Raw genomic sequence first — 15,831 nt, 5'->3', positions numbered from 1 at the left:
TTACTTCACCGCGAGCCGCAAAAAGCTCATGACGCTGCCGAGCGCGGCAAAGCCCGCGCCGAGCGCGAGTGCGACGGTCGCGCCGCTGTGCCCCGCAAGAGCGAAGCAGGCGGCAGCGAGCGCCGCGCCCGTGGTCTGGCCCGTCAGGCGCGCAGTGGCGACAATGCCGGAGGCGCTGCCGCTGCGGTGCGGCGGCGCGCTCGACATCACCGCCTTCATGTTCGGCGCCTGGAAGAAGCCGAACCCCATGCCGCAGATCACCATCCGCCAGATGATGTCGGGGATGGCTGGGTTGGACGGCAGCAGCGCGAGCAGCGCCATGCCGAGGCCGAGCAGCACGAGGCCGATGCCGCCGAGCAGGCCGACGGCGTAGCGGTCGGACAGGCGCCCCGCGATCGGCGCCATGATGCCGACCACCAGCGGCCATGGCGTCATGAAGAAGCCGGTCTCGACCTGCGATCGCCCGAGCACGTCCTCGAAATAGAACGGCAGCGACACGAAGGCGAGGCCCTGCACGGCGAAGGAGCACACCGCGGTTGCCGCCGAGAGCGCGAACATCGGTCGGGCGAACAGGTCGATCGGCAGCATCGGCGCCGGATGGTCGGCATGGCGGCGCGTCAGGATGAAGCCGAACGCGATGGCCGCGACGAGCTCGACGCCCACGACGACCGGCGACAGATTATGCGCGGCGCTGCCGATGCCCGTGATGAACAGGCCGAGGCAGGCCGATGCCAGGAGCGCGCCGAAGAAATCGAAGCCGTGATCGGCGCGCGGCGTCTTCGGCAGCATCGCAAAGCCGATGCCGATCGCGACCAGGCCGAAGGGGATGTTGACGGCGAACAGCCAGGGCCACGGGCCGAAGGCGAGGATGGCGGAGGCGATCGACGGGCCGAAGGTGAAGGCGGTCGCGACCACCAGCGCGTTATGACCAAAGCCGCGGCCGAGCATCCGGCCGGGATAGACGAAGCGCACCAGCGCGGTGTTGACGCTCATGATGCCGCTCGCGCCGAGGCCCTGCAGCGTGCGTGCGACCAGCAGGCTGTCCAGCGACCACGCCACCGCGCAGAACAGCGAGGCGATGGTGAACAGGATCAGGCCGCCGAGATAGATGCGCTGGTGCCCGACGATCTCGCCGAGCGCACCGAGCGGCAGCAGCGTCGCCACCAGCGCGATCTGGTAGACGTTGACCACCCACACCGATTGCTCCGGGCTGACATGCAGGTCGGCCGCGATGGCGGGCAGGGCGATGTTGGCGATCGCGGTGTCGAGCGAAGCCATCGCCAGCGCGGTGAAGATCGCGGCAATCGCCCAGCGCCGCTGCGCGGCCGGGAGGCCGTCGGCAACGGGATGGTCGGGCTCGCGCGCGGCGGCAGGTAACGTGATTGTCATTGCCTGGCGCGTTGCTCCGGCGGCTGAGGGGACTTTGGCCATGTACTACGCCGAAGGCCGCTTCCACAGGCATATGCTTGCATGCTGTGTATGCGCGAAGGTGAGGCGATACAGCCTCGCGACGGCGTATGATCGCGCCGGCTGCTGCAGTGAGGGGAAACGCCATGCAACTCGTCGTTCTGCCCGGTGACGGCATCGGACCGGAGATCACGACCGCGACATCGGGTGTGCTGCGCGCGGCATCCGAACGCTTCCAGCTCGATCTGCGGCTCGAGGAGCACGCGGTCGGGCATGCCAGCCTGAAGCAGTTCGGCACCACGGTGCGGCCCGAACTGCTCGACATCGTCCGCGCCGCGGATGGGCTGATCCTGGGACCGACCGCGACCTTCGACTTCAAGGACGAGGCGCATGGCGAGATCAATCCGTCCAGGCACTTCCGCAAGAGCCTCGACCTCTATGCCAATATCCGGCCCGCGCGCACCTATGCGGGGCGGCCCGGCCGGCTCGGGGATTTCGACCTCGTGGTGGTGCGCGAGAACACCGAGGGGTTCTACGCCGACCGCAACCTCGAGCAGGGCAACGGCGAGATGCTGGTCACATCGGACGTCGTGATCTCGCTGCGCCGGATCACGCGCCTGTGCTGCGAGCGCATCGCGCACGCCGCCTGTCGTCTCGCCATGAAGCGGCGCAGGCATCTGACCATCGTGCACAAGGCCAATGTGCTGAAGATCGGCGACGGCATGTTCCTCGACATCTGCCGCGCGGCGGCGAAGGGCTATCCGGGCCTTGCAGTCGACGACATCCTGGTCGACGCCATGATGGCGCATGTGGTGCGGAGCCCCGATCGCTTCGACGTGATCGTCTCGACCAACATGTTCGGCGACATCCTGTCCGATCTCACGGCGGAGCTCTCCGGCAGTCTCGGCCTCGGCGGCTCGCTCAATGTCGGGGACCGCTACGCCATGGCGCAGGCCGCGCATGGCTCTGCGCCCGACATCGCCGGGCAGGACGTCGCCAATCCGGTCTCGCTGATCCTGTCGACCGCGCTGCTGCTGGCCTGGCACGGCGAGAGAAGCGGCGCCGTGCGTTACGAGGAGGCCGCGCGTGCGATCGAGGCGGCGGTGGCAAAGGCAATCGGCGAGGGCAGGGCGACGCGCGATGTCGGGGGCAAGCTCGGGACGATCGCGGCGGGCGCCGCCATCGCGGAGATCCTGCAGGCTGAGTGAGGGGCGTCTTCGCGTTTTCAATCGGGTCTCAAAACAAAAATCGGAAAACAACCCCATGCACAGTAGAACGCCCCTTGATCGACAAGAGATTTTCGCTCCGCGCCGTGACGGCACCCGCGACTGCGGTCAAGTTGACCCGTCGGGCAAAACACTGGCAGGATACGATCGTGGCGGATCGCGGCGTGAAGCATCTGCAGCGGCGACCGTACGCACTTCCAGTGGGTTGACCTATGACGTCTGAGAGCGATGGCATCAACCTCGCAGCCAAGCCGAGTGGAACGGGTTGCGTGGAATGCTCGGCCGCAGGCGGGTGGTGGTTTCATCTGCGCCGATGCGTCGAATGCGGTCACATCGGTTGCTGCGATGCTTCTCCCAACCAGCATGCATCGAAACACAACGCGGCGACGGGGCACCCGATCATCACGAGCTTCGAGCCGGGCGAACGATGGTTCTACGACTATCGGACAGGCGAGGCTTTCGCCGGCCCGAAGCTTCAGGGCCCTCAATCGCATCCGTTGGATCAACCGGTGCCCGGACCGGCCGGGGCGGTGCCTTCAGACTGGCAAACGCGGCTCCATGACTAGGCGCTAGGCGGCACTACGGCGCCGCACCGTTGAGCCAGATCAACACTCCCCCCGCACGCCCGCCGGACCTTTCCATCAACGCATCCATGGAAAGGCGGCCGACATGCAGACTCTGCTCCGGGAAATCCGGGATACCCCGTTGCTGTGGATGCTTGTGTTCGTGCCGGTCGTGCTGGTGGCCGAGGCGGCGGCGCCGCATTCCCACACGCTGCTGTTCGTGCTGGCCGTGCTTGCGATCGTGCCGCTGGCGGCGCTGCTCAGCCACGCCACCGAGGCGGTCGCGGCCAAAACCGGCGATGCCGTGGGTGGGCTGCTCAATGCCACGCTCGGCAATCTGACCGAGCTGATCATCGCCATCACGGCGCTGCGGGCGGGCCAGTACATGCTGGTGAAGGCCTCGATCGCAGGGGCGATCGTCACCAACGCGGTGTTCATGCTGGGAGCCTGCCTGCTGCTCGGCGGGCTGCGCTACCACGTGCAGGAGTATAACCGCGCCGGCGCGCGGCTCTCGTCCGGACTGCTGCTGATGGCGACCGTCGCCCTGCTGGCGCCTTCGGCGGTCGCCGACCTCGAGCACCTGCCCCCGGACGGGAGCATCCTGAACAAGCTCAGCGTCGGCATCTCGGTCCTGCTGATCATCGCCTACGCCCTTGGCCTCCTGTTCTCGCTCGGGACCCACAAGGAATTGTTCGCAAGCGCCGATCATGGCGATGACGAGGCGCACTTGCCGATCGGCGTGGCCGTCGGGACGTTGCTGGTCGTCACCGTGCTGGTCGCGCTGGTGAGCGAAATCTTCGTGGAATCGGTGCAGAAGGCGGCGGAAACGTTCGGGATGAGCCCGGCCTTTGTCGGCTTCATCATCGTTTCGCTGGTCGGGGCCGCCGCCGAATTTGCCGTGGCCTTTGCCGCTGCACGCAAGAACCGGCTCGACATGGTGGTCAGCATTGCACTCGGCAGCGCCTCCCAGATCGCGCTGTTCGTCGCGCCCGCGCTGGTGCTGCTCAGCTACGTCGTCGGACCTACTCCGATGAATCTGCAGTTCTGGCCCGGCGCCGTCACCATGGTGATGATCGCAACGGTGACCGCGACCTTCATCACCACGAGCGGACGCTCGGCCTGGTTCGTCGGCGCCCTCATGATCTTCATCTACGCGGTGTTCGCGCTGACGCTCTATGTGGTCCCGCCGGCGGGCGAGGGATGACGTGCTGCCGTCCGCCGGCACACGGGCCTTGACTCACGAAGGATGGCGGCGCGTAGCCAGCCATCCTTAAGATGTGAACACGTTCGCGCTAATAGGCCCAGTAGCTGCCGGTGGGCGGGCAATACTCGCCGCCGTAACCGTAACCGTAGCCGCCGCCATAACCGTAATAGGACGCGGCCGGGGTGCCATAGCCGTAGCCGTAGGCGGGATAGCCGCCGCCATAGTAGCCGCCATAGCTTCCATAGTAGGCGCTCCTGGCGATCGCGCCGCCGACCACGGCGCCGGCGATACCGTAACCGAGGCCGCGATACCCGTAGCCGCGATAGCCCCAGCCTCCGCGATAGCCATAGCCGCGGTAGCCCCATCCGACGCCGCGATAGCCGTAGCCGCCACGCCAGCCGCCGACCCAGCGCACTTCGGTCGTGGCCGGATCGACCATCGCCTTCATCGTCGAAAGATGCGTCGGGATCGGCCCGGCCTGGGCGCTCGCACCGAGCAGCAGGGCGCTCGCAGCGGCGAGGACGAGGGTACGCAGGGGATACGAGGAGGTCATGATCGATCATCTCCTTGGCTACGGCGGCGCGTTCTGCGCGGCCATCAGGCCCATTCCGGTGTGGCGCTGCCGTGGCGGCCTTGATCTGGATCAAGCATCCGGGGCATGGCAGCGGGCTGCAGGCTACCTAATCGGCGAAGGTTCGCTCCAGAAGGAAGGAGACGTTCTTCGGCTCGGCAGCCGTTTCGGCTTTTGACCCGGAACGGACCTCAGCGCCCACTTTTGCGCAATCAGCCCTGCTGCTAGAGTTCCAACCGCGATACCTTTCAGGCAATCCATTTTTGCCGGGGACCTCCTGCCCTGGACCGCAGATACTTTCGGGGATGGCAATATGAAGAGAACACTGTTCGCGGTGGCTTCCGTGCTCGTGGTGGGTCTAGCGACTTGCTTCGGCGCCGCAGCGCCAAGTGCTGCGCAGCAGAGCGCTCCGCAGGCCAATATCATCTACATCCTGGCCGACGATCTGGGGTGGGCCGATGTCGGATTTCATGGCTCCGACATCCTGACACCAAATATCGATGAGCTCGCAAAGACCGGGGCACGGCTCGAACAATTTTACGTACAGCCCATGTGTACGCCCACGCGAGCGGCTTTGATGACTGGTCGCTATCCCTTACGCTACGGACTGCAAACCTTGGTCATTCCCGCATCTTTGTCCTATGGTCTGCCGACTGATGAATGGCTCCTCCCTCAAGCGCTGAAGGAGGCCGGTTACACAACTGCGATTGTGGGCAAATGGCATCTCGGTCATGCCAAACGCGAGTTTTGGCCAAAGCAACGCGGTTTCGACTATCAGTATGGCGCGCAACTTGGCGAGATCGACTACTTCACACACTCCGTCCACGGCAAGCTTGATTGGTATCGGGACAACAAGCCAGTCAACGAGAAGGGCTATGTGACGAGCCTGTTGGGCGATGACGCGGTTCGCTTCATCGACGCACAGAGCGCCAAGAAGCCTTTTTTCATGTATCTCGCCTTCACCGCACCCCATACGCCCTATCAGGCGCCGCAGGAGTATATCGAGAGGTACAGGAAAATCAGTGACCCTAACCGCCGCATCTATGCCGCGATGATCACCGCCATGGATGACCAGATTGGCCGGGTCGTGACGGCGCTGGAAAAGAAAGGATTGCGGCAAAATACGATAATCATTTTCCACGGCGACAATGGCGGCAACCAATCGGCCCATCTGGCGGGCGAGACCGAGGTGAAGGGACCGCTCCCTGCGAGCAACGGGCCTTATCGTGGCGGAAAGGGAGACTTGTACGAGGGAGGCACGCGGGTGTCGTCTCTCATCAACTGGCCGGGTAGGATCAAACCGGGGACCATCGTCGACCAGATGATGCACGTGGTGGATTACTACCCGACGCTGGCCAAACTTGCTGGCGCGAGCCTCGGCAAGAGCAAGCCGCTTGATGGCTTCGACATGTGGCCGACCATCAGCGACGGCAAAACATCGCCGCGCGACGAGGTGGTGTACAACGTTGAAATGTTTCGCGGTGCAGTTCGCAAGGGGGATTGGAAACTGGTCTGGCGGACGACATTGCCATCGAAGATTGAGCTTTTTAACTTGGCGCAAGACCCCTACGAGAAGACCAACCTAGCAGGTCAAAATCCTGAAAAGGTCGCCGAATTGCAGAAGCGAATTGATGGCTTGGCAGCAGAGATGTCGAAATCGCAACTGCTCACCGAAGTCTTTAAGGGCGTTTCCAAGGAACTGACCGGTAGGCCCCCGGCATTGCCCGACGAGGATGCGTTCTACGAGCAGATGGATTGATCTCCAAAGGCGGAGATCGGCGTCGGTGACGGACGCGAGATGCCAAACATACCGCTGATTGAGTGAACCATCGAGCGGGTCGATATGCAGGTCGCGCGAATTTGCGTCAACGGGGCCGAGGGGATGGGCATGATCCGTGCAAGCTCGTAGGATGGGTAGAGCACTTGCGAAACCCATCACGCTTCACGTCGGATGCTGTCGATGGGTTTCGCTGCGCTCTACCCACCCTACGGGCTGCAGGCCACCTAATCGGCGAAGGTCCGCTTCAGAAAGGAGACGTCCTTCGGCTCGGCAGCCGTTTTGGTTTTTGACCCGGAGCGGACTTCACTTCGAAGGACTTGCCCGTTACGGTTCGGGCGCGCCACACGTCAAGCCGATGCTTCCGGGCGGAGTACGATGACCATTTCGCTTGAGCGTACCGCAGCTAGCTTACCCGTAGACTTTCCCGAATTGCAGGCGGATGCGATAGGGGATGGTCATCAGCATCTGACCCGCTTGGCCGCGGAGTTCACGCTTAACCGAACCATGTTTCACGCAATGTACACGTGTCGCGTGAATGACGAATTGGCTGGCATCGGAGCAATTACGGACGAACCTGCGATGACCGTGCGCCCCGCGTGGCGGATGCGGCGGTTTTACGTACACCGTCAGTTCAGGCGACGCGAAATTGCGCGCACAATAGCGGGCGCCCTGCTGCTCGAAGCGAAAACGAAAGTCTTCATCGTGACTGTGCACGCGGGAGACGATGGAGCTGCCAAGTTTTGGGAAGCGATCGGATTTAGACCAGTGAAAGATCAAGCTTGGTCGCACGATGCAAGGTGCTAGCTAAGTCCTAAAGTCCGCTGCTGGCCCCAAGCCGAACAGCGCCCGAGCCATCGAGATGTCGGTTATGGAAGGTAGACCAGACGCGGGGGCGCACTGGCGTCCAGTCTGCTTATGACCCAAAGCTGACATGTGAGGGGCTCGAGCGCTATGCGGCGAGCTTGGGTGCGGAGACATAGAAGCTCGCGGTAGCGCACGCTAAGGCCAATGCAAGACTTGCAACCAGCGCGGCGAAATAGCTGCCGGTCAGCTCCACGCTGAACGCGAATGGAAGCGGTCCGAAGGCCGCGCCGCTGATCCCGAAAACAAAGGACGCGCCTCTAATCGCCCCCAAATGGTCCCTTCCAAAATAGCGGGCGAAGCCTGCGGCACTGATCGCCTGCTGTGACCCATAGGCTGCTCCGAGACACATCGCATAAACCCAGCCGACGAGAGTGCCCTGTCCGGCGATCGGAAGAGATGATGTCAGGGCAAGCAGGATCATGGCAAACGGAACGAGCCTTCGGGGCTCGTACCGGTCAAGCATGGCCCCCGTGCCCAGGGTGAGCGCTGCCTGGACGGTCGCATACGCGATCAGAACAGATACCGCTTGGCTGCGATCGACATTCATCGCTCCCATGATCGAGAAATGATTGAGCAGAAGCGCCGTTCCGACCGCGTTAGTCAGAAAGCCGATCGCGCACAATAGCCAGAATGCGCCAGTCCGAAGTGCTTCGGCCCGCGTGAAGGATGGTTCTTCCGCAGTCGCCTTGATGATTGCCGGGAGGCCGGCGTCGACGGTCATCCCGTATTTTTCGGGACGGTCCCTGAACAATGACATCGCGACGGGAAGCATCGTTACGGTAATCAGCGCCGCCACACTGACATAGGCTGCGCGCCAGCCGTAGTTGCCTATCAGCCAGTTGAAGATGGGCGGGAATGCCATCGAACCCGTCGCCAGTCCGATGCTTCCAGCCGCGGCTGCGATTCCGCGGCGATGTACAAACCACAGATTGACGATGTGCTGGCTCACTAGGCTCAGCCCACCGATCGCCGCGCCGCGCAACAAAGCAAAGCCCAGAAAGAGCATCGAGGCCGATTGAACCACCGCCATGTAGAGGCAGGCTGCAGCCAGCCCCGCAACGATGATCGTCGCGGCAATGCGCGGTCCACGGCGATCGATCCATCTTCCGATGATAGGTGCCGGCAACACTCCGGCCAGCGTTCCGGTTGTATACGCGACCGAGACGGTGGTGCGAGAGATATCAAGCTCGGCGATGATCGGATCAATGAAGACAGACACGCCGGCTGTTTGCCCGGGCAAGGTCATGAACGATCCGAAGGTCCCGGCCAGCAGGATCATCCATCCGAAATGGAACGGCGAACCTTGCACTAGTGGCCCCATCGTTGCGCCAAAGGATGTCGGAACATCGCGCGGAGAATTAGCGGCAGCCCGACCGCCAATGGCAGAAGCCAGTACATGAAATGCGGAAGTTCCCGCCACAGCGGCAATTGCTTGCCATTATCGACATAGAAGGCGACGAGCATCACGACGTAGGACGATCCCATCCCGGCGATGTGGAGCCTTATCCAATACCGCCATCGGCGGCGGGGCGCGGCCCGGCCGAACCAGGCAGCGGCAAAGGCGAGGCATCCGAGAGCGAAGAGGTGATAGTTCTCTTCCCAGCGCATGATCGCCAGGACAGTGGCCGAACTGAATAGGGCGAGCTGACCCCAGAAATAGATCGTCCCCGCGTCTGAATGCCGTCCTCGTCCTTTCGGCACCAGCATCGCCGCAGCCCCTGAAACAACGCACAACATACCAAGCGGAATATGGATTGCGAAAACGACCGTGAGAAATAGCGGGTCAACGGAAGGCACTTCGATCCCAGCAATGATTGTGCTGCCGCTCATTCCGGGCATCCGTCGTGGGGTTTGACATCTCTATAAACCTAGAGATATAGAGATATTATGGCAAGCCGAAAATATGCGGAAGAACTGAAGGCAGCGGATGCACTTGCAGCGCTTGGCAGCCGCACGCGGCTACGGGTGTTCAAGGCGCTCGTTCGCGCTGGCCCCCAAGGCGCCAATGTCGGAACTTTGCAAAGACACCTCGATGTTCCAGCCACAACTCTGGCCCACCACCTCGCCATGCTAAGCCAGGCGGGCCTGCTGTCGCAGCAGCGCCTCGGCCGGGAGGTAATTTGTACGGCCGACTACAAGGCGCTCAACTGGGTTCTGGAGTATGTGAGAGCCGAATGCTGCGAGGGCATTGAAGACGTCGCAAGCGAAAGAGCTAAAGCGGAAGCCTAGTTGCGGGCGAGCGTCAGACGAAATTGCGATGTCTGCTTGTGGCCCATAGCGGGCAAGCTAGGTTCGATGGGGCTGCGACCGCTCCTGGTCCCAAAGCAGACATCATGAGCGCGGACGCCGTTGCATCGTGCCGGTACGCCGCGTCAGGCGGCGCGCTGGCTGTGTCGCGAGGAGAGATCCGGGCAAAGCACGAGCTTGCCCTCGAGACCGCCGGCCTCGAGGCGGCGGTGAGCATCGGCGACCTCCTCGAAGGAGATGCGCCCGGCGATGCGCGGCCGGATGGCGCCGGTTGCCAGAAGCCCGAACAGTTGCTCCAGGTCCTCCTTGAACCAGGTGGGATGACGCGCCCGCATGGCATTGACCGAGTAGAAGCGGGCTCGCTTGCCGCCGGGCAACAATCTCCACAAGTACAGGCGCGCGATCTCGATCGCGATAGGAAGCATTCGACGCTGTGCCTGTACGCTCGCCGAGAAGCCGATGGCACAGAGCAGGCCACCTGGCTTGAGCGCCGCATATGAGCGGCGATAGCCATCTTCGCCGACGCCGTCGATGATGACGTCGAACCCGCCCGGCAAAATCCGCGTGAAGTCCTCATGCTGATAGTCGATCGGCGCTGCCCCCAGTTGTTGGATGAGCGCCATGTGCTCACCGCGGGCAGTGCCCCACAGCTCGAGGCCGGCCAGTCTGCCGAGCACGAGCAACGCCTGGCCGACCGCGCCGGCGGCCCCGTGCACGAGCACACGCTGGCCTCGCTGGACCTTGGCCGCGCGGTGCAGAAGCTGGTGCGCGGTCGTCCAGCTCAAGATCAGGGCGGCCGCTTCAGCGACGTCCACGCCAGCCGGAACGCGGGTCAGGTCGTTCGCCCGAAGCGTGCGATACTCGGCGTTCGATCCAACCACCGTCATGTCGGCCACGCGGTCGCCGATCTGAAAGTCGTGCACGCCTTCGCCGAGCTGATCGATTGCCCCCACGACGTCGTAGCCCATCACGAACGGGGGCCGGAGGCGCATCGTTTGCGGGTATAGATGCCGCCTGATCAACACCTCGGTGTAGTTGAGGCTCGACGCGAGGACGCGAACGCGTACCTCGCCCCGGCCGGCGGTCGGCAGGCGAGCGTCGACAATTTCCAGTGTCTCGGGATCACCGAAGCGGCTGACCTGAACAACTCGATTGCGCTGCTCCATCATGGGGGATCTCCATGCAATGCCGTCATTCAGCGCAAGGGCGGCAGGCTGCGATCAGGCCGAGACAATAGAATTGATCCAGATCAAGCTCGAGTCCGCACAGATTGAAATTCTCCTCGGGCCAAATGACCAGCCGGGTTGTTTGGCGACATCATTTCATTGTTCATTGGAGGGGAAAATGCCTGCAGTCGTTATGCAGTTCGTTTCGCATCCAAGGCCCGGTAGCGATCTTGCGACCGTCTTACAGCTCGCAAAAGACGGTGCGGCGCTCTGGAGAAAGCACGGGGCCGATGTCAGCTATTGGTCGGTGATTGGCGGCGAGGTCGGAAACTACGCTTTCGTCGCTCGCTTCGACAGCGTGGAAGCTTATGGGCGTACCTTGGCGTCGCTGGGCGCCGATCCGGCTTTCGTGGAATTTCAGGCCAAGCGGCTGAAGGCCGGGCAATCGGATTGGGTGCGCTCCAACGTTTCGATCCAGGTTGATCTTTGACGGAGCCTTCTCTCCGCGTGCGAGACCGCCGCCGGGCGGTCTCGTGCTGCGCGAGACGATGCCGTCTGTCAGCTCGTAGGATGGGTAGAGCACTTGCGAAACCCATCACGCTTCATCTCGGATGCTGTCGATGGGTTTCGCTGCGCTCTACCCATCCTACGGGCTGCGCGAGGCGATGTCCGGTCATCCGGCCGATCTTATGCCTCGCGGGTCAGTCTCTCGGTTCGCGACCACGTAGTCGATCTCGCCATACGTAATCCCGATATCCTTCAGTTCCTGATCGCTGAGGCTGCAAAGATCGTGGCGCAGCCGCTCCCATTTCCGCCACTCCTGAAAAGCGGCCCAGAAATTCCTGAAAGCGCCGCCATGGCGGCGCTGCCATACGGTCGTTTGGGAAATCGTGCTCATCGCAGCATCCTCGAGTGGCCCATTTCCACTCGGAGAATCTGCCGAGATTCACCCCGGCACGCTTGACCTCCAACTTACATTTTCCTCACCGGCAGCTTATTCTTGCGGTCTTCCACCGGGCTGAAGCGGTAGCCGGTGACCGGGACTTCTGAATCCAGGGAGTTTCGCAGCTTGCGCTATCTGTTCGAGGACTACGCACTGGATCTCGACCGCCGCGAGCTCTATCGCGGCGCGGACGTTGTACCCTTGGCGCCACAAGTCTTCGACCTCCTGGACTACCTCATCCGCAACCGGGAGCGCGTCGTCAGCAAGGACGACCTCATCAACGCCATCTGGAATGGGCGCAGCGTGTCGGATGCAGCGTTGACGACCCGCCTGAACGTTGTCCGGAGCGCGGTGAGCGACACCGGGAGCGAACAGCGGCTGATCAAGACGTTGCCGCGGAAGGGCTTCCGTTTCATCGGACCGGTGCGGGAGGAAGGGCGCGATAGCCCGGCGGTTGTGGACACCAGGGCAGAACCGGGAAGTCCCGCTCTCCCGCCGCCCGGCAGGCCCTCGATCGCCGTGCTCCCGTTCGCCAATTTGAGCTCCGATCCGGAGCAGGAGTATTTCGCAGATGGCGTCGTGGAAGATATCACGATGGCGCTGTCCCTGTTTCGCTGGCTGTTCGTGATCGCTCGCAATTCGAGCTTCACGTACAAGGGCCGGGCCGTGGACGTGAAGCAGGTCGGCCGCGAGCTTGGCGTGCGCTACGTGCTCGAAGGCAGCGTGCGCAAGGCCGGAAACCGCCTTCGTATCGCGGGGCAGCTCATCGATACCGAAACCGGAGCGCATCTCTGGGCGGACCGCTTCGAGGGGCCGATCGAGGATATGTTCGACCTGCAGGACGATGTGACATCCAGCGTCGTGGGAGCCATCGCGCCGAAGCTGCAGCATGAGGAGATCAAGCGGGCCAGACGCAAGCCGACCGAAAATCTGGACGCGTACGATTATTACCTGCGTGGGCTGGCGAGAGCTCGCTGGTCCAAGGACGCGAACAGCGAGGCGCTGCAGCTCTTCTACAAGGCGATCGAACTGGACCCTCATCTTGCCTGTGCCTATGGCATGGCGGCCTGGTGTTATGTTCGACGCAAGGCGCTTGGTCGCATGAACGATCAAGCGCTGGAAACAGCGGAAGCCACCCGGCTGGGTCGGAAAGCCGTGGATCTCGGGGCAGACGATCCATTTGCGCTATGCATGGGCGGATACGCACTCGCGTTTCTGGCCCATGAGTTCGATGACGCTGCCGCTTTCATGGACCGGGCGCTGACCGTCAATCCAAACTTCGCCCGAGCCTGGATGCTCAGTGCCTGGTTGAGGATCTGGAGAGGCGAGCCTGATTTGTCGCTCGCGCACGCTACGCATGCGATGCGCTTGAGCCCGCGCGATCCGTCCATGTACTACACCACGCACAGCGCCATGGCCTATGCTCATTTCCTGGCGGGCCGCTACGACGTTGCGTTGGCGTGCGCCGAAGAGGCAATGCGCGACAATCCGGGTTTTCTGCTTTCAATCTGCATTTTCGCGGCCAGCAATGCGATCGCCGGACGGCTCGAGCAAGCGCAGAGAGCCATGTTGCGTGCGTTCGAGCTCAATCCGCATTTGCGCGCCGCCAACCTGGCGGAGCTGGCACCGTTTCGCCGGAGCGAGGATCTCGCGAATTTCGCCGGGGCGCTCCGGGCGGCGGGCCTTCCGGAGTGACGGGCTCTGTGGGCACGCGGCGGCGCGGCAGCCGCAAGCCCGGGTGGCTTGTGTGACTGATGTCACATACGTCGCACTTGCCTTTGGCGAGGCTCTGCATAGGCTTGCGCGCATATATTCGGGGCGACGATGGGCGCTTTTCGCTGGTTTTCATTGGTCATTTTCATCTGGCTCGGTTGCGGCCCTGTTCATGCCGAGCGCCGGGTTGCGCTGGTGATCGGCAATTCCGCCTACAAGAGCGCGGCGAAGCTCGCCAATCCCGCGAACGACGCCGTTCTGGTCGGCGGCATGTTGAAGAAGGCCGGGTTCGACTGGATCGACACCAGGACCGACCTCAATGCATCGGAGATGCGCAAGGCGCTGCGGGAGTTCGGCGGGCGGGCGCGCGACGCCGAGGTTGCCGTAATCTACTACGCCGGTCACGGCATCGAGCTGGACGGGACCAATTACCTGATCCCGGTCGACGCGGCGCTCGAGACCGACAGCGACGTGCTCGACGAGACCGTGGGGCTCGACCGTGCGCTGTTCGCCGTCGAGCCGGCGAAGCAGCTCCGTCTCATCATTCTGGACGCGTGCCGTGACAATCCCTTCGCCAAGAGCATGAAGCGGACCGTGGCCGCGCGCGCGATCGGACGCGGTCTTGCCAAGGTCGAGCCGACCAGCCCGAACACGATGATCGCTTTCGCTGCGAAGGCGGGCTCGACGGCCTCCGATGGCGACTCCCGAAACAGCCCGTTTGCCACGGCGCTGGTCGAGCGGCTGCCGACGCCGGGCCTCGATCTTCGCAAGGCCTTCGGGTTCGTCCGCGACGACGTGCTCAAGAGCACCGGCTACAAGCAGGAGCCCTATGTCTACGGCTCCCTCGGCGGCGATGACGTGCCGCTGGTTGCGGCAAGGCCGGTCGTGACCGCCCCGCAGGCAAGCCCGCAGGATGCCGTCCGCCGCGACTACGAGCTGGCGCTCCAGATCGGCACCAGGGAGGTGTGGACCGCGTTCCTGGCCGAATATCCCGAAGGTTTCTACGCGAGCCTCGCCAAGGGCCAGCTCAACCGCATCGCTGCCGAGGAGACGCGCGCCGCGGCCGTCGAGAAGGCGCGGCTGGCCGAGGAGGAGAAGGCCCGGCTCGCCGCCGATCGGGCTCAGAAGGCGGAGCAGGACAAGGCCGCCGCCGCGGCGAAGGCCGCCGAGGATGCAAGGCTCGCCGCCGAGAAGGCGAAGCAGGTCGAGGAGGCCAAGGCTGCCGCGGCGGAGCAACGGCGCAAGGAAGCCGAGGCCGCAGTGGCAAAGGCGCTGGCCGACAAGGCGGCCGCGGAGAAAGCGCTGGCCGACAAGATCGCCAACGAGAAGACCGCGACTGAGGCGGCCGCCAGGAATGCGAGCGCAAAGACGGCACAGGACGGCGGCGACGTGAAGGTCGCGGCCGTTGCGCCGTCGTCGTCGCAGCCGAGCCTGTCGCCGCAGGAGACGGCGAAGGCGGTGCAGTCGGAATTGCGGCGGGTCGGATGCATGTCCGCGGCGGCCGACGGGGACTGGAAGGCGTCCTCGCAACGCTCGCTCGCGCTGTTCAACAAATATGCGGGCACCAAGCTCGACGCGGCCAATGCCAGCGCCGACGCGCTGGACGCGATCAAGGCCAAGCCGGGTCGGGTCTGCCCGCTGGTCTGCGACCATGGTTTCAGGGCCGACGGCGATGCTTGCGTCAAGATCGCCTGCCGTGCCGGCTACCGCGTCAATGACGACAATGAATGCGAGAAGGTCGAGGACAAGAAGCCGGCCGCGAGCCGCGAGCAGTCCAGGGCGCGCGATGCCGCGCGCAAGAGCGAGGAGGCCGCACCCGCCAAGCAGCAATCATCCGGCCAGATGATCTGCAACCAGGCCGGCTGCCGCCCCGTCGCGCGCGGCTGCAGGCTCGTCGCCGACACCTCCGCCGGGATCGGCAACGCAGCCGGCATCAATGGGCGCACCCGCGAAGTGTGCAATTGAGGCAAGGCAGGGCGTTGCACGCCTCGTCCTTCGAGACGACCGCTTTCAGCCGTCTCCTCAGGATGAGGCTAAGCAGCACCGTGTCCGCTGCAACTGCAGCCACGCATTCCGTCCTCATCCCGAGGAGCCCGCCCAAGGGCGGGCGTCTCGAAGGATGGCTACAGCAGCCGCTCTCGATTGCG

Annotated in this window: 16 protein-coding genes; 10 read left to right on the top strand and 6 right to left on the bottom strand. The window is 63.6% G+C overall.

Going from position 1 to position 15,831, the window contains the following annotated elements; all coding sequences use genetic code 11:
• Positions 1 to 1,389, bottom strand: coding sequence for an MFS transporter (locus A7X65_RS28525; RefSeq protein ID WP_063691515.1), 1,389 nt, complete (start codon positions 1,387 to 1,389; stop codon positions 1 to 3).
• Between the two features lie 164 nt (positions 1,390 to 1,553).
• Between A7X65_RS28525 and A7X65_RS28520 the strand changes: the two genes are divergently transcribed.
• From A7X65_RS28520 to cax, 3 genes are all read left to right on the top strand, one after another.
• Positions 1,554 to 2,615, top strand: a complete 1,062-nt coding sequence (locus tag A7X65_RS28520) for an isocitrate/isopropylmalate dehydrogenase family protein (RefSeq protein ID WP_167358295.1) — start codon at positions 1,554 to 1,556, stop codon at positions 2,613 to 2,615.
• A gap of 230 nt (positions 2,616 to 2,845) precedes the next feature.
• A complete protein-coding gene (locus A7X65_RS40960) occupies positions 2,846 to 3,199 on the top strand; it encodes a UBP-type zinc finger domain-containing protein (RefSeq protein ID WP_082885091.1) in 354 nt (117 codons plus the stop codon).
• A gap of 103 nt (positions 3,200 to 3,302) precedes the next feature.
• Positions 3,303 to 4,400, top strand: coding sequence for a calcium/proton exchanger (gene cax / locus A7X65_RS28515; protein WP_063691512.1), 1,098 nt, complete (start codon positions 3,303 to 3,305; stop codon positions 4,398 to 4,400).
• A gap of 88 nt (positions 4,401 to 4,488) precedes the next feature.
• On the opposite strand, the gene A7X65_RS28510 is transcribed toward cax, so the two are convergent.
• A complete protein-coding gene (locus A7X65_RS28510) occupies positions 4,489 to 4,953 on the bottom strand; it encodes a hypothetical protein (protein ID WP_063691510.1) in 465 nt (154 codons plus the stop codon).
• On the opposite strand from A7X65_RS28510, the gene A7X65_RS28505 reads away from it, so the two are divergent.
• The 3 genes from A7X65_RS28505 (at position 4,952) to A7X65_RS28495 (ending at position 7,555) form a co-directional block, all read left to right on the top strand.
• Positions 4,952 to 5,149, top strand: coding sequence for a hypothetical protein (locus tag A7X65_RS28505; protein ID WP_063691508.1), 198 nt, complete (start codon positions 4,952 to 4,954; stop codon positions 5,147 to 5,149). The genes A7X65_RS28510 and A7X65_RS28505 overlap by 2 nt on opposite strands.
• A gap of 135 nt (positions 5,150 to 5,284) precedes the next feature.
• Positions 5,285 to 6,730, top strand: a complete 1,446-nt coding sequence (locus A7X65_RS28500; protein WP_063691506.1) for an arylsulfatase B — start codon at positions 5,285 to 5,287, stop codon at positions 6,728 to 6,730.
• Positions 6,731 to 7,126: 396 nt separating this feature from the next.
• A complete protein-coding gene (locus A7X65_RS28495; RefSeq protein ID WP_063691505.1) occupies positions 7,127 to 7,555 on the top strand; it encodes a GNAT family N-acetyltransferase in 429 nt (142 codons plus the stop codon).
• Between the two features lie 145 nt (positions 7,556 to 7,700).
• Here A7X65_RS28495 and A7X65_RS28490 read toward each other — a convergent pair whose 3' ends face one another.
• The gene (locus A7X65_RS28490; protein WP_167358294.1) at positions 7,701 to 8,894 is read right to left on the bottom strand and encodes an MFS transporter; all 1,194 of its coding nucleotides are present in this window, start codon (positions 8,892 to 8,894) and stop codon (positions 7,701 to 7,703) included.
• A 29-nt stretch (positions 8,895 to 8,923) separates the two neighbouring features.
• Positions 8,924 to 9,445 carry a hypothetical protein gene (locus A7X65_RS28485; RefSeq protein ID WP_082885090.1) on the bottom strand — a complete coding sequence of 174 codons (522 nt, stop codon included), beginning with the start codon at positions 9,443 to 9,445 and terminating at the stop codon, positions 8,924 to 8,926.
• Positions 9,446 to 9,502: 57 nt separating this feature from the next.
• Here A7X65_RS28485 and A7X65_RS28480 point away from each other — a divergent pair, with 57 nt between their 5' ends.
• Positions 9,503 to 9,844 carry an ArsR/SmtB family transcription factor gene (locus tag A7X65_RS28480; protein WP_063691501.1) on the top strand — a complete coding sequence of 114 codons (342 nt, stop codon included), beginning with the start codon at positions 9,503 to 9,505 and terminating at the stop codon, positions 9,842 to 9,844.
• 143 nt (positions 9,845 to 9,987) lie between these two features.
• Here the strand turns inward: A7X65_RS28480 and A7X65_RS28475 are convergent, their stop codons facing one another.
• Entirely contained in the window at positions 9,988 to 11,031 is a 1,044-nt protein-coding gene (locus A7X65_RS28475) for a medium chain dehydrogenase/reductase family protein (RefSeq protein WP_063691499.1), read from the bottom strand.
• A gap of 16 nt (positions 11,032 to 11,047) precedes the next feature.
• Here A7X65_RS28475 and A7X65_RS43360 point away from each other — a divergent pair, with 16 nt between their 5' ends.
• The gene (locus A7X65_RS43360) at positions 11,048 to 11,518 is read left to right on the top strand and encodes a hypothetical protein (protein ID WP_245323919.1); all 471 of its coding nucleotides are present in this window, start codon (positions 11,048 to 11,050) and stop codon (positions 11,516 to 11,518) included.
• A 183-nt stretch (positions 11,519 to 11,701) separates the two neighbouring features.
• Here A7X65_RS43360 and A7X65_RS28465 read toward each other — a convergent pair whose 3' ends face one another.
• Positions 11,702 to 11,926 (bottom strand): DUF1127 domain-containing protein, encoded by a 225-nt coding sequence (locus A7X65_RS28465; RefSeq protein ID WP_063691495.1) that lies wholly within the window; start codon positions 11,924 to 11,926, stop codon positions 11,702 to 11,704.
• 171 nt (positions 11,927 to 12,097) lie between these two features.
• Here A7X65_RS28465 and A7X65_RS28460 point away from each other — a divergent pair, with 171 nt between their 5' ends.
• Positions 12,098 to 13,666 carry a winged helix-turn-helix domain-containing tetratricopeptide repeat protein gene (locus A7X65_RS28460; RefSeq protein WP_063691493.1) on the top strand — a complete coding sequence of 523 codons (1,569 nt, stop codon included), beginning with the start codon at positions 12,098 to 12,100 and terminating at the stop codon, positions 13,664 to 13,666.
• A gap of 129 nt (positions 13,667 to 13,795) precedes the next feature.
• Positions 13,796 to 15,649 (top strand): caspase family protein, encoded by a 1,854-nt coding sequence (locus A7X65_RS28455; RefSeq protein ID WP_063691491.1) that lies wholly within the window; start codon positions 13,796 to 13,798, stop codon positions 15,647 to 15,649.
• The last annotated feature ends 182 nt before the right edge of the window (positions 15,650 to 15,831 follow it).

Origin of the sequence: Bradyrhizobium stylosanthis (assembly GCF_001641335.1) — a bacterium.
Taxonomy (GTDB): domain Bacteria; phylum Pseudomonadota; class Alphaproteobacteria; order Rhizobiales; family Xanthobacteraceae; genus Bradyrhizobium; species Bradyrhizobium stylosanthis.
The sequence above is the reverse complement of the archived record's forward strand: the minus strand, read 5'-3'. Positions and strand labels throughout refer to the sequence as shown.

Bases quoted from the DNA above. Each gene is read 5' to 3' on its own strand.
- A7X65_RS28525 (WP_063691515.1), bottom strand. From the start codon at position 1,389: ATGACAATCACGTTACCTGCCGCCGCGCGCGAGCCCGACCATCCCGTT.
- A7X65_RS28520 (WP_167358295.1), top strand. From the start codon at position 1,554: ATGCAACTCGTCGTTCTGCCCGGTGACGGCATCGGACCGGAGATCACG.
- A7X65_RS40960 (WP_082885091.1), top strand. From the start codon at position 2,846: ATGACGTCTGAGAGCGATGGCATCAACCTCGCAGCCAAGCCGAGTGGA.
- cax (WP_063691512.1), top strand. From the start codon at position 3,303: ATGCAGACTCTGCTCCGGGAAATCCGGGATACCCCGTTGCTGTGGATG.
- A7X65_RS28505 (WP_063691508.1), top strand. From the start codon at position 4,952: ATGATCGATCATCTCCTTGGCTACGGCGGCGCGTTCTGCGCGGCCATC.
- A7X65_RS28510 (WP_063691510.1), bottom strand. From the start codon at position 4,953: ATGACCTCCTCGTATCCCCTGCGTACCCTCGTCCTCGCCGCTGCGAGC.
- A7X65_RS28500 (WP_063691506.1), top strand. From the start codon at position 5,285: ATGAAGAGAACACTGTTCGCGGTGGCTTCCGTGCTCGTGGTGGGTCTA.
- A7X65_RS28495 (WP_063691505.1), top strand. From the start codon at position 7,127: ATGACCATTTCGCTTGAGCGTACCGCAGCTAGCTTACCCGTAGACTTT.
- A7X65_RS28490 (WP_167358294.1), bottom strand. From the start codon at position 8,894: ATGATCCTGCTGGCCGGGACCTTCGGATCGTTCATGACCTTGCCCGGG.
- A7X65_RS28485 (WP_082885090.1), bottom strand. From the start codon at position 9,445: ATGAGCGGCAGCACAATCATTGCTGGGATCGAAGTGCCTTCCGTTGAC.
- A7X65_RS28480 (WP_063691501.1), top strand. From the start codon at position 9,503: ATGGCAAGCCGAAAATATGCGGAAGAACTGAAGGCAGCGGATGCACTT.
- A7X65_RS28475 (WP_063691499.1), bottom strand. From the start codon at position 11,031: ATGATGGAGCAGCGCAATCGAGTTGTTCAGGTCAGCCGCTTCGGTGAT.
- A7X65_RS43360 (WP_245323919.1), top strand. From the start codon at position 11,048: ATGCCGTCATTCAGCGCAAGGGCGGCAGGCTGCGATCAGGCCGAGACA.
- A7X65_RS28465 (WP_063691495.1), bottom strand. From the start codon at position 11,926: ATGAGCACGATTTCCCAAACGACCGTATGGCAGCGCCGCCATGGCGGC.
- A7X65_RS28455 (WP_063691491.1), top strand. From the start codon at position 13,796: ATGGGCGCTTTTCGCTGGTTTTCATTGGTCATTTTCATCTGGCTCGGT.